The sequence below is a fragment of the Vibrio sp. OPT20 genome, assembly GCF_963889365.1.
Lineage (GTDB): Bacteria > Pseudomonadota > Gammaproteobacteria > Enterobacterales > Vibrionaceae > Vibrio > Vibrio splendidus.
Genome location: NZ_CAWPOA010000058.1, coordinates 744,959 through 757,829, shown reverse-complemented (window position 1 = coordinate 757,829; position 12,871 = coordinate 744,959). Strand labels below are relative to the sequence as shown.

General features: G+C 44.1%; 11 protein-coding genes and 1 pseudogene. 9 read left to right on the top strand and 3 right to left on the bottom strand.

Annotated elements, in window-relative coordinates; genetic code table 11:
• Positions 1–33 precede the first annotated feature (33 nt).
• Positions 34–1,281: a RidA family protein gene (locus AACR09_RS15395; RefSeq protein WP_193835333.1), complete on the bottom strand. Its 1,248-nt coding sequence runs from the start codon at positions 1,279–1,281 to the stop codon at positions 34–36.
• Between the two features lie 781 nt (positions 1,282–2,062).
• Between AACR09_RS15395 and AACR09_RS15390 the strand changes: the two genes are divergently transcribed.
• Positions 2,063–2,491, top strand: a complete 429-nt coding sequence (locus AACR09_RS15390) for a hypothetical protein (RefSeq protein ID WP_193835332.1) — start codon at positions 2,063–2,065, stop codon at positions 2,489–2,491.
• Between the two features lie 17 nt (positions 2,492–2,508).
• Positions 2,509–3,033, top strand: coding sequence for a hypothetical protein (locus tag AACR09_RS15385; protein ID WP_065605141.1), 525 nt, complete (start codon positions 2,509–2,511; stop codon positions 3,031–3,033).
• 135 nt (positions 3,034–3,168) lie between these two features.
• Here the strand turns inward: AACR09_RS15385 and AACR09_RS15380 are convergent, their stop codons facing one another.
• Positions 3,169–4,053, bottom strand: coding sequence for an AraC family transcriptional regulator (locus tag AACR09_RS15380; protein ID WP_017108095.1), 885 nt, complete (start codon positions 4,051–4,053; stop codon positions 3,169–3,171).
• Between the two features lie 193 nt (positions 4,054–4,246).
• Between AACR09_RS15380 and AACR09_RS15375 the strand changes: the two genes are divergently transcribed.
• From AACR09_RS15375 to AACR09_RS15350, 6 genes are all read left to right on the top strand, one after another.
• The gene (locus AACR09_RS15375; protein WP_193835331.1) at positions 4,247–5,395 is read left to right on the top strand and encodes an iron-containing alcohol dehydrogenase; all 1,149 of its coding nucleotides are present in this window, start codon (positions 4,247–4,249) and stop codon (positions 5,393–5,395) included.
• Positions 5,396–5,620: 225 nt separating this feature from the next.
• Positions 5,621–6,367, top strand: a complete 747-nt coding sequence (locus AACR09_RS15370) for an amino acid ABC transporter ATP-binding protein (protein ID WP_017078274.1) — start codon at positions 5,621–5,623, stop codon at positions 6,365–6,367.
• On the top strand, positions 6,367–7,164 hold the full coding sequence (locus AACR09_RS15365) for an amino acid ABC transporter permease (RefSeq protein ID WP_193835330.1): 798 nt from the start codon (positions 6,367–6,369) through the stop codon (positions 7,162–7,164). Before AACR09_RS15370 ends, AACR09_RS15365 begins: the two co-directional genes overlap by 1 nt.
• 12 nt (positions 7,165–7,176) lie before the next feature.
• On the top strand, positions 7,177–7,986 hold the full coding sequence (locus tag AACR09_RS15360; protein ID WP_193835329.1) for a transporter substrate-binding domain-containing protein: 810 nt from the start codon (positions 7,177–7,179) through the stop codon (positions 7,984–7,986).
• 134 nt (positions 7,987–8,120) lie between these two features.
• Positions 8,121–9,047 (top strand): amino acid ABC transporter permease, encoded by a 927-nt coding sequence (locus tag AACR09_RS15355; RefSeq protein WP_193835328.1) that lies wholly within the window; start codon positions 8,121–8,123, stop codon positions 9,045–9,047.
• 192 nt (positions 9,048–9,239) lie between these two features.
• Positions 9,240–10,184 carry an ADP-ribosylglycohydrolase family protein gene (locus tag AACR09_RS15350; RefSeq protein WP_193835327.1) on the top strand — a complete coding sequence of 315 codons (945 nt, stop codon included), beginning with the start codon at positions 9,240–9,242 and terminating at the stop codon, positions 10,182–10,184.
• Positions 10,185–10,407: 223 nt separating this feature from the next.
• On the opposite strand, the gene AACR09_RS15345 is transcribed toward AACR09_RS15350, so the two are convergent.
• Positions 10,408–12,414: a TonB-dependent siderophore receptor gene (locus AACR09_RS15345; protein WP_193835326.1), complete on the bottom strand. Its 2,007-nt coding sequence runs from the start codon at positions 12,412–12,414 to the stop codon at positions 10,408–10,410.
• A gap of 20 nt (positions 12,415–12,434) precedes the next feature.
• On the opposite strand from AACR09_RS15345, the pseudogene AACR09_RS15340 reads away from it, so the two are divergent.
• A pseudogene (locus tag AACR09_RS15340) lies at positions 12,435–12,871 on the top strand (AraC family transcriptional regulator); the annotation flags it as partial.

Genomic DNA, 12,871 nt, shown 5'->3' with positions numbered 1-12,871 from the left:
CTGATCGCTATTATCGAGAAGGGTGCAATTAATTTAAGCAACCACGTCTTGTGGTGGCGTGCCTTCGCAGTTAGAAACGACGGCATCAATTTGAATTAGAGCATTCATTGGAATTTCTGAAACCCCTACTACCGTTCTTGCAGGCAGCTCAGCATTAAAGAATGCGGTGTAGATTTCGTTTACCGCATCAATATCTGAAATATCCTTAAGTTGAATATTAATTTTCACCGTATCGTCCATGCTATGGTCAACACTTTCAATTATCGCCTTAATATTTTTTAAACATTGTTCCGCTTGCTCTTTTACACCACCAGCAACAATTTCATTTGTTTTCGGGTCTAAAGGCAATTGTCCTGAAATATGATTGTAGTGAGAGAAAGCAACAGTATGCGAATAAGGCATGAATGGTGCTGCAACAGTATTATAGGTTTCAATAACCAGTAAGCGAGTGTCTTCTGGTAATTGCGGCGGTGTACCGTCGCCATGTGAAACGGATGTATCAATTTGAATTAAAGCACCCATTGGTAATTCAGCTGCGTTAACAACGGTACGAGCAGGAACGTAGCTTGGGAAGAATTTAGCACATACTTCATTTACCACTTCCGCATCTGCGATATTTTTTACGTAGATAGTCGTTTTAACCACATCATTCATGACATGTCCGATGCTTTCTAAAATAGCTTTAATGTTTGATAGACATTGGGCCGTTTGCGCTTCGATACCACCATCAACCAACTCACCTGTGGTTACATCTATCGGTAACTGAGCTGAAAGATTGTTGTAGTGAGAAAAGGCCGCAGTCTGCGTGGACACAGCACTTTGAGGCGCATTATCCGTATTCCTTGATACCTTAACTAGTGCGCAAGGTGCTTGTGGTTTAGTGCCTTCGCCGTTTGAAATAAGCGCATCCATTTGAACTAAAGCGTCACTGTTCGGCAGCGCAGCGACACCCACGACTGTGCGTGTCGGAAGGCTGTTGTGGAAGAAGCTTTTGTAAACTTCATCAATAGCATCGATATCAGAAATATTCTTAGCGAAAACATTAATCTTCACGACATCATCCATAACATGGTCGATGCTTTCAACAATCGCTTTAATATTATTTAAGCATTGCGTTGCTTGGTCTTTAATATCACCAGCTACTATTTGACCTGTTTTAGGGTCAACAGGTAATTGAGCAGAAAAGTTATTATAATGAGAAAAAGCGACCGTTTGTGTAGATACAGAATTAATTGGTGCGTTTTCAGTATTTCTTGAAATTTTAATGATATCGCTACTCATCGGAATTATCCTTTTAATAATATAGGAATACGTATTTATATTGAACAATCGTATTGGAAAGAATGATTAAAGTAGCGCCATGTTAAGTGAATTATTTTAGGGTAAACGTGATACCCGTCAGGCTATCACTTAACCATAAATCAGGGAGTTACAGAATAATTAGTCACAACACGACTAATTATCCGCAATAATAGGGCGAAACGAGTAATAAATTCTCTTTATCTTTTGATATATTCAACAATCATGAATACTCACTCAGATAAAGAGATGGATAACTTTCTAAGTTTAGAAAAGATTTGATAGGTTGTTCACATTAAAAGTCCTCAAATCCTCTTACTAGACTAATTATTGAGCTAACTATCTTATCTACGTGCATAAACTCTTAGGCTGGTTAACTAATTATTTTAGAGGGCTGATATTATATAAACACATTAATAATATATTCGAAAATCGAATACCAGCAGACTAATATTACCTACCATTAGATACATTTGCTCATCTTGATTAACAAAGGGGTGATGTTCTCACAAGCTATCCCTTTTCTAAGCCCGCTCTCTCAATAACAGCCTGAGTAAATAGCTCATAGCTGAAACATGTTATGCATCAGACAAATAACTCTTATGTTTCAAGGTCATTATCCAACATATGCCCGCCAAGATAGTATGCACGCAACATGACGATCACTTATCGCTTCATTACGTTTAAATCTATTTGTCGACCTCGAAGAGAGTTCAATATCAATGATTAAACCAATTTGTTTAATCAACTTGAGGATTAGAAAGTGAACAAAAGAACGAAACTGTTAGGTCTTAGCCTAGTTATGGGCTCCCTCTCTGCTATTGCTAGTGGTGGCTACATCACAGACCCAACCACTCACATTTCATTCAATTACGACAACGTGACCCTTGAAGTTGCTCAGCAAGAACTTGCAACATGCCAAGGTGTTGCTGAGTCAACACTGACAGTACCCTCAGAAACCAAGAAGGGAAGCGGCGTAAAAGGTGCAGCGAAAGGGGCGGCCGCTGGAGCTGCTGTTGGCGCTATATCTGGCGGGTCTGGCTCTGACGCTGCCAAGACCGGCGCGGCGATTGGTGTGGTATCCGGTAGAGTTAGTGGCCGACGAGCAGGGGCTCAGGCCGAAGAAGATAACAAAGCCATGTATGCGACGGTGTTGAGAAACTGCATGATTGATAAGAAATACCCCCCCTGAACTAAGGAGATTCGGCAATGAGAAAACTCATTAAAACAAGAGTGATAGCTGCCCTATTAGCAGGATTTTCCGCTCCCTCTATGGCTGATATTGCGTTCGGCTTAGGGTATCAGGAGGGTGATAAACTCTCATCTCAATACGTCGACCTGATGTTTCGTGGTGACATATTGGAGATTGGCGGTGAGTACCAGAACAGAAAGCGTGATGACCAGCTAGAAGACTACGACCAAAACGCGATCAGTGAAGGCATGGCGTTTTTAAAGGTAGGCGCAGGTTACAGCTTCCCGCTTAAACGCATCACGGTTCGCCCTTATTATAATTTTGGCATCGGTGGCGCTCAGCTCAGCGACGAGGTTGATGACGCGGCCAACCCTGACGCAACCTATTTCAACGCCCTCGGTGTATCGACTAAATGGAAATTTGCAGAGCTCAAAATGGAATGGAGAAACTACCAAGTGGACAGCGGCGAGTCAGAGGGTGAGGATCTACCTTATGACATTGATGAGGATACGTTTAACGTGTCTATTGGTATGGCATTCTAGCGATTGACTTTATGGGGCAACTCGTTATAGCGGTGAGGTCTCGGCTTCAATGCTTACTATCAGGAAGTGACATTAACTAGCCTCCAAGAGCAATGAAGCCTTCTACTTTCTCCCGCCAATCAACAATATAAAGAACTACACCGCTCTTGGAGTAGTGTTGAAGTGGCGCTTAAATTCGCGGCTGAATTGGGATGGGCTCGAGTAGCCGACTCGGCGAGCAGCATCGCTGATGCGAAGGCCTTCTAGCTGAATCAGTTCTTTGGCTTTGTTGAGTCTTACCTTCTTCAAATATTGAAGAGGTGATTCAAAGGTGACATTACGAAACGCATTGTGGAAGGCAGACACACTCATGTTGGCTTCGTCGGCAAGCGATTGAACAGTAATAGTTTGGTCATACTCTTCATGCACTTTAGATAGTGCTTTAGCAACACGTGCGTAATGACCGTCATGATGAGCCAAATCAAACAGCACTCGCCCTTCTGAACCGGTTAGGGCGCGGTAGACAATTTCGCTGACCATGGCATCACCCAATATGTTGGCTTCGATGTCGCAATGCAGCATTTTCACCAATCGAGTAAAACTTTCTAGCATTTGCTCTTCCATCGGCGTGGACTCTAAGCCGCTAGAATTCTGCTTGTGCTTATTGCAGTAGCTCTCAAGAAAACCTTGGTCTTCTAACTTTTTTACCAAGCTGTGCAAACGTTGAGAGTCAATGTTGATAGATAAACCAAGCAATGGTTCGCCATTAACAGGCAAGGCCTCACACTCCAACGGCATTGGCACACCGACTACAAGGTAATCACCAGCTGCGTAAGTGACTGGGCGTTCGCCAATATAGATGTTCTTTTTACCTTGCCCCAGCATTATGATGCCAGATTGGTAAGTAAAAGGCTGACGCTGATTGCCACCGCTACTTCTATATAACCACACGCCGTCAATTTCTGTTTCTCTGATCCCTTCAAGATCATCCCAACCTTTGTGTTCAACGTAAGACTGTAATAACTGCGCGAGTTCTTTCATAAGTGGCGACTTTCCATTCCAAGTGCTAAGAGTATGTAAGCTAAAGCAGAGGAAGAATATCAACTTTGTAGAAATAGGCAATTTATTTGGAGAAACAGCCCTTCATTACCCCGAATGACTGTACTAATATGCAAATATAGAAATTGAGCAATAAACCAAAATAACAAATTTAGCTTTACACAAGGAATCTCTGATGCAATTTACTTACGTTAACCCTACTGTAATCCATTTCGGCCAAGGTCAAATCAACGCTATCAGCCAAGCGGTTGATACTTCGAAGAAAGTACTAGTCATCTACGGTGGCGGTTCAATCAAAAGCAACGGTGTTTACGACCAAGTTGTCGCTTCTCTAAAGGATCACGCTTGGATTGAGTTCGCAGGTGTTGAAGCTAACCCAACGAAAGAGACGCTAGATAAAGCAGTCGCTCTTGTTAAAGAAGAAAGCGTAGAATTCATTATCGCTGTTGGCGGTGGTTCGGTAATCGACGGTTCTAAATACGTTGCTGCAGCGGCTAAATACGACGGCGACGGTTGGGATATCTTAGCGGGCAAGCACCAAGTTACTGAAGCAACTCCTATTGGTGCAGTACTGACGCTTCCTGCGACAGGTTCTGAATCTAACATGGGTGCTGTAATCACTCGTAAAGAGACTCAAGAGAAACTGGCGTTCATGAACCCTGCGGTACAACCTAAGTTCGCGGTTATGGATCCAGACGTAATGAAGTCTCTTCCAGAGCGTCAATTGATCAACGGTCTAGTTGACGCATGGGTTCACGTATGTGAGCAATACATCACAATGCCAACAGACGCGATGGTTCAAGACGGTTACGCTGAAACACTGCTGAAGAACCTACTTGTACTGGGTAAGCAATACGACGAGCGTGACAACGACGCATGGCGTGCAAACCTAATGTGGACGGCAAACCAAGCGCTTAACGGCCTGATTGGTACTGGCGTTCCTCAAGACTGGGCAACACACATGATTGGCCACGAGTTCACAGCACTATGGCACGTAGACCATGCTCGTTCTCTTGCGATTGTTCAACCTTCACTACTTCGTAATCAAATCGAAGCGAAGCGTGGCAAGCTAGAGCAAATGGGTCGTAACGTATTTGGCCTAGAAACGGGTGCGGATTTAGCAGAGCGCACTATTGCTGCAATCGAAGCGTTCTACCACAGCCTAGACGTTCCAACGATGTTCGACGGTTACGAAACAAACAAAGCAACTGCGATTGATAGTGTTGTAGCGCAACTTGAATCACACGGTTACCTAGAGCTTGGCGAGAACAAAGCAATCACGCCTCAGAAAACACGCGAGATTCTAGAGTCTGCGATTCACTAAGAATTGCTAAAGTAGAGAGAAAGCAAAGGCAATGGTCACACAAAGATGATTTTTGACATCTGACTGAACCCATTACTTATTTCTTTCGTACAAACAAAGCAGCGTTCATTTTGGGCGCTGCTTTTTAATTTGCCCTACAAGATGCTATTAAATTCTCATAAGTCCTTAATTTTATGTGCATTCAGATTTCTATATTGGTAAGGTAAACCTGTCTCTTTACTAGGTATGAACAACGATTTGAACAATCTCAAGGAAATGGTTAAGTTTAAGTCACTTAACAAGTGGTATGGTGATTTTCATGCCCTAAAGGATATCGATTTAAATATTGAACAAGGAGAGATAGTGGTGATTTGCGGGCCATCAGGTTCGGGTAAATCAACCTTAATCCGTTGTATCAATCAGCTAGAACCTTTCGAAAGTGGCGAGCTTTGCGTTTTAGAACAAGTACTTCCGAGTAAATTTAACACACCAGGCCAAGTCGGAATGGTGTTTCAGCATTTTCATTTATTCCCCCATCTTACCGTGCTTGAAAACCTGACTCTGTCTCCAATACGTACGCTGAAAAAAAGCAAACGAGAAGCCGAGAAGATTGCAATGCACTATCTCGAGCGCGTACACATCGCTGAACAAGCCAACAAATACCCAGTGCAACTTTCTGGCGGTCAACAACAACGTGTAGCTATCGCCCGTTCGCTGTGCATGAAGCCTGAATTACTGCTTTTTGATGAACCGACTTCAGCGCTTGATCCGGAGATGATTAACGAAGTGCTCGACGTGATGGTTGAACTGGCGAGCGAAGGTATCACCATGGTGTGCGTGACCCACGAAATGGGCTTTGCGAAACAAGTGGCCGACCGCGTTATCTTCATGGATGAAGGACAAATTGTGGAATCGAATACGCCACAAGCGCTCTTTGAAAACCCTCAACATGAACGTACTCAAGCGTTCCTAAATCAGATCCTGACTTATTAATGTTGATTCGAATTATTAAACCCGCCCTATCTGCTTTAGTACAGATTGTTGTACTGGTGGCTGCTGTTGTTTGGATTCTAGACTCTGGCGCACAAACCATGGGATACAGCTGGCAATGGGAGCGTGTGCCGGACTATATTGCTTTCTATGAAGATGATGAATGGTGGCCTGCAGAATTAGTTGAAGGGTTACTGGTTACTATCAATATCTCTTTGATTTCTTTGGTTGCCACACTGATCATTGGTTTAACGACAGCGCTATTGAGAAACTCAAATTCTGTGGTTGGACGCACCTTAGCCACCAGCTATGTTGAGTTGATTCGTAACACGCCGTTATTAGTACAAATTTATTTGCTCTATTTTGTATTTGGCCCCGTATTAGGGCTCGAGCGCTTTAGCACTGCCGTTTTAGCCTTGGCACTTTTCCAAGGCGCTTATACCGCCGAGATATTTCGTGCCGGTTTAAATGGTATTGCGAGAGGACAATTTGAAGCAGCTCAATCCTTGGGCTTATCAAAGACCTATACTTACTGGGATGTGATTCTTCCTCAGGTGGTGCAACGCACCTTGCCACCTTTGACCAATGAAGTGATCTCTCTTATTAAAAACTCTTCAATTGTGAGTGTCATGGCTATTTTTGACCTGACGACTGAAGCCAGAAACATCGTTTCTGAAACCGCGATGCCATTCGAGATTTGGTTCTCTGTGGCGATCATTTATCTTGCTCTTACACTTTCACTTTCTGCCGTTGCTGCTTGGCTTGAGCATAAGCTCGGGGCTAACTGGCGAACACAATAAGGATTTATCAGCATGAAGCTATTTAAAACCGCGATTACAGCCCTACTTGCGCTTGCCGTAAGTTTGCCTGCACTTGCTTCTGAAACGCCTAACCTCGATAAAATCAACGAACGTGGCTCACTGCGCGTTGGGATGTCGACATTTGTTCCTTGGGCGATGCGTAACAAACAAGGCGATCTCGTTGGCTTTGAAATCGACGTGGCGAAACGCCTTGCCCAAGATTCTGGTTGGAAAGTCGAATTTGTACCTACAGCTTGGGACGGAATCATCCCTTCTCTATTGTCGAAGAAGTTTGATGTAATCATCGGCGGTATGTCTATCACTGAAGCTCGTGCTAAAAGCGTGCTGTTCACTGAACCATACTCGCACTCTGGTGTTCAACTGGCGGCTAACAAAGAGCTAGCGGAAGGTTTTACTCAGATCTCTGATTTTGATTCTCGTCGCGTGAAAATTGCTGCTCGTCGTGGTGCGTTCACAGTTCAAGTGGCTCGTGAAACCTTTCCTAAAGCGAAAGTTCTACAGTTCGATGACGATGCTCAAGCATTCCAAGAAGTGTTAAACGGCAACGCGCACGCAGTTATCGCGTCTAGTCCGAAACCAGAACACGAAGCGATCAAAAACGCAGACACGCTATTTATTCCATTTGAAGAGCGCCTATCCAAAGGTAACGAAGCATTTGCAGTTCGCCTAGGTGAAACTGACAAGGCAGAATTCTTCAACGAATGGATCAAAGCACGTACTGAAGACGGTTGGTTGAAAGAGCGTTACGAGTACTGGTTCTCTACTCTAGATTGGCAAGACCAGATTGCTCAAGGTCAGTAATCAGAACTTTTGCTAGTGAATCGAGGCAGTGCGTTGTCTGCACTGCCTTCTCATCGGCAACTTGATTCGCTTTATTGATGATCTAAAACTCAACAAAACAGCCTACTAATTATTATTGTTTAAACAGGAATGACGTGAGCAGTACTAGCGCATTGACAACACCTAAGCCCAACGTTCATATGAAGCCTTGGTATCAACGCCTTAACCTTTTGGATGGCGTGTTACTCGCTGTCATGTGTGTGTTTGCAGGCTGGTTTTATTATCGCTCTGCTGTTGGTATTAACTACCAATGGCGCTGGGAAGATGCGTTTACACTAATTTTTATTCCGCCTTCTCAAGGCAGTATTCCCTATTTTTTCCAAGGCTTGATCGCAACGCTGCGCTTAAGTTTATGGAGTATGGTGTTAGCACTCTCTTTTGGCACATTGTTAGGTGTGGCAAGACACTCAAAGCTCGCTTTTTTCAAAACACCGGCACTTATTTTCATCCAGTTGGTTCGTAATATTCCGCCGCTGGTGTTTGTCTTTATCTTTTACTTCTTTGTTTCTAACCAGCTGATCCCATTGCTTGGTTTAGAAAGCATTTTACGTGAACACAACGGCGAGATTAATGCTGTTCAAGATTTCCTGTTCGGCCCAGCTAACCTTTGGGAAAACTTGGCGTCTGGTGTTATCTGTATTGGCTTGCTCTCTTCTGCTTATATTGCTGAAGTGATTAGAGCCGGTTTAGGAGGTATTCCAAAAGGCCAATGGGAAGCGGCCGATTCGCTCGGTTTGTCTGCATTGTCTAAGTATCGATTTGTGGTTGGCCCGCAAGTATTAACGGCCATCACACCGCCATTGGCTGGCCAAGCAATCTCCTTGGTTAAAGACACGTCGATTGTGTCTCTGATTTCGATCCAAGAGATGACTTTCGTTGGTACTGAAATGGCAAACTCCTCGGGTTTGATCTTCGAGATCTGGCTGATTGTAGGCTTCGTATATTTTGCTTTATGCTTTGCGCTTTCACGTCTTTTCAAAGTGATTGAGCAGCGCTCTAGTGCCTATCTCAACCATCAATAACACCACCAATCAAAAATACGAATTCACCAGGCTATTCATCGCCCTTATCAATTTCACCTGATTGGTTTAAGCTATTGACCAATCAGGATTTATCCCTTCATATTTCTTCTTAGAAACGCAGCAAAATACTCGGCTGATTACTATACTTAAAGTATCGAACTACGTTGATTCTTCTCAAGGACATCACTCAACATGGACAATCATAAAGAAAGAGCTTTTTACGCCGTTGTTGGCGCATTGGTTGGAGACGCCGCTTCAATGGGGCTGCACTGGCTGTATGACCAAGAGAGGATCTTACACGTGGCTGGTTTTGAGCCTGAATTTCGCTCACCGAATCGGTTCGATTATCAAGATAAAGGCTACTTTGCGCACCAAGGTAAAACCGCAGGCGAGCAATCGCAATATGGTGCTCAGTTATTGGCGATGGTCGACAGCTTAATCGACAACCAAAAATACGATGAAGCAAACTATATTCAACATTTCCGCTTCTGGTTTGATTTTGGTGGTAGTTGGCGGGGCTACATTGATAAAGCAACTCGTTTGAGCTTGTTGAACATTCATCAATTAGAATTGGCAAACGCCCCGATTACAGCGTGTGGCGCGGATGATACACAGCTCCCCGCAGTCTCAAAGATCATTCCATTAGTGGCGTGTACTTACACCTCTCACACCTTACCAGCGATGGTAGAGAGCGCGGTACGAGTAACCAACAACAACGACAAAGCCGTAGAATGGGCCCAAGCCATCACCCTATTGGTTCAAGCGGCAATTCAAGGCAACTCGCCCTTGCAGTCGGTAGAAATGGTGCGACAAACCTGTAGCAAGTTTGTACACGACCAAATCGACATGGCTTTGGCTGATCCCGAACTTTCAATAACAGATGCCGCGAAGAAGTTCGGATTGCATTGTGAACTGAGTGCCGCATTTCCCTTGCTGATTCGCATCATTGCGGGTGCTCAGAGCTATAAACAAGGTATTCGAGACAATATCTTATGTGGCGGTGACAGCTGCGGGCGTGCGATTGTTATTGGCGCGGTATTAGCGGCGTGTTTCTACGAAGAAGATGGTGGAATTCCAACCGAATGGCTAAAACAAGTCGAACTCAATGGCGGTGTGGTGTCTTTGCCTATTGAATGACTCCCACAATAACGAACAAGGCAAAAGCGCCTTTCTTGCTCTAGAGCTCGAAAGGCGCTTTTCTTTTCACTAGCCACCTAAAGTAATCACTTAAAAGAATGACTTAAATGAATGCTTAAACGACTGACTTAAAGGAATAGCTTCAGTTTTGGTCAATAAACTTTGCGGATCCCTACGACCGCCAGTTTATTGCGCTAACCAACCCTGAGAACTAGAACCTTCTCTAGAACTGATACGCAGCGGAAAGCTTGTAGTTACGACCTGGTTCATAGTCATCCAAGGTAAAGCCTCTTGCTGTACCCGAACGAGACGCGTGTGAGGTGTATTGCTCATCAAACACGTTATCGATACCAAAGGTGACAGACAATCCATCCACATTTGATGGCACCCACTGAGCATACAGGTTATGAACGTCATAGCTTTCTTTTATCGGCTGACCATCGAATACATTGTCTTCGTCTTTAACAAACATTGAATTCCAACCAAAAATCGTTTCCAACGCTTCAGATTGATAGTCCAGTGTTAGCGTGATGCTGTCGCCCATATCAATACTGCGTCCATTGCCACCCGCGACAGCGCCGCCTGTGTCTTTGTTTTTAGTATCTGAACGAGCATAAGAAAGCTTGCTGTTAAACATCTCGTAACCATAAGACAAGCTCGCCTCAAAACCCTTTATCTCGACATCACCTAAGTTGTAAATCAAGTAACTCTGGTTTGCGGGCTGATACTCTTCGGCAATGTAATCATCGATATTGGTTTGGAATACAGTTAAGTTTGCGCCAATAAAGTGGTTATCTAAACGTTTATCGAAGCGCACACCACCTTGGGTGTTCTGCCCTGTTTCAGCCTTAATGTCGTCAGCTAAGAACGCTGCGTCTTGGTAAGCAATAAAGGTCTCCATCAACTCGGGTCCTTTGAACAGCGAACGGGTGCTCGCGAACAGCGTCCAATCTTGGGTCACGTCCCATTGCGTTGCCAACGACCATGTTACGTCGTCAAAGTCATCGTTTCCTGTTTCGGCTTTACGCTGGTAATCATCAAAACGAACACCTGCAGTGATCGAAAAGGCTTGAGTAAAGTAGAACTGGTCTTCAACAAAAAGTGCGGTAGAAATTGCTGACTCATCCATAAACTTACTGCTGCCGTAATAGCTGCTCGATGACTTGTCCATGTAGTCAAAGCCATAAGTCGCGATATTATCAAATGACATCAGGCGATAGTCCGATTGGAACTTAGCATTCAGGCCAAAGTTTTGGTTTTTCGCCGTATTGTTAGATAAGCGGTTCGATGGCCAACGCGGTGCCATAACACTTTCATCACGCTGAATCTCGGTCTCTGTGTTGTACAGAGTGACGTTACCTTGATGACTTTCGCCACGTAGCTCATAACTTGCCGTAATAGTGTCACGGTCATAATCAGTTGGAATCAGGATGTCGCTAGACAAGCCTTCGTTAGCACCACCTGACATATCTGGACGTGGGCTGTAATCACCACTATCACGATACAGATCATAAGAGAGTTCAAAGCGGTGTAAGTCATTCGGTTCAAAACCAATCTTACCGAGAATGTTGTAAACATCGCCTTCTGACCCAAAGGTTTCATTGCCGGCGCCGTCTTCGAAGTTATCACGACTCATGTAATGACTGTAAAGCATCGCATCGACGTTATCTGACAACAAACCATACACAGTGAGTGAACCTTGCTGGCTTGCGTTGGTTGCGTAGCCGCCATAAACACGAGCGCCAAAACTCTCGTCATAACGAAGCAGGTCTTTGGCATCTTTGGTTTCAAACAATACTGAGCCACCTAACCCACTTTGCGTCACCGAGTTATTACCCACTTGAATATCCGCCGACTTCAAGATGTCTGGGTTTAGGGTTAAGTTACCAATATGGTGAAACATATTTGCGTGTTGAGAAGCACCATCCAGTCGAATATCTAAGTCAGTTTCACTTAGGCCACGAATAGTAATTCGTTGGTTGACCGAGTGCGTTCCCCCAACATCAACACCAGGTATTTCACGCAGCAGATCTGACATATGGTCAGCTTGCTTGAGTGACATGTCATCGGCAATGATCGATTCAGTGTTGCTTGATACTCTCGTTCCCCACACCACGACTTCATCAAAGTGCGATGTGTTCTCTTCTGCAGTTACAGGGCTGCTAAATGCGCTGGCAATAGCAATACAGAGGGCTGAAAGCTTAATTGTTGAGCTGACGGGGCTTTCCATAAATTCAATCCTAGATGTAAATGATAATAATTCTCAAATATGATAGAGTTGTAATTTATAAATGCACAGATGATTTACTTATGCAAAAACGCACAGATGTTATGAGGAACGGTCAAATGGGTGAAGTAACATCAAAGCAGACTAAACTTGCCGAAACGGCTGTGGCAAAAGCAAATGTAATAGCCAAAAAATCGACATTAACTAAGAAAATAGCCTTGACCAAAAAGCTAGAACAGACAGAAAAGCAGATTATCGTCACTCAAGGTCAAACCAAGCAGACCTCGCTTGCTGAGGGAAAGTTTCTTTCTTATCAATATAATGACCAAATTTTTGTGCATGGCGGCCGCTGTATTGAATTGGTCGACAGCAACATAGTTTCGACTGCTCACTCCGCTATCTTGATTACGATTCTTCTTGAGGGAAAGCTCACCTTTGGTTACGACGATCTCGAGTTCGA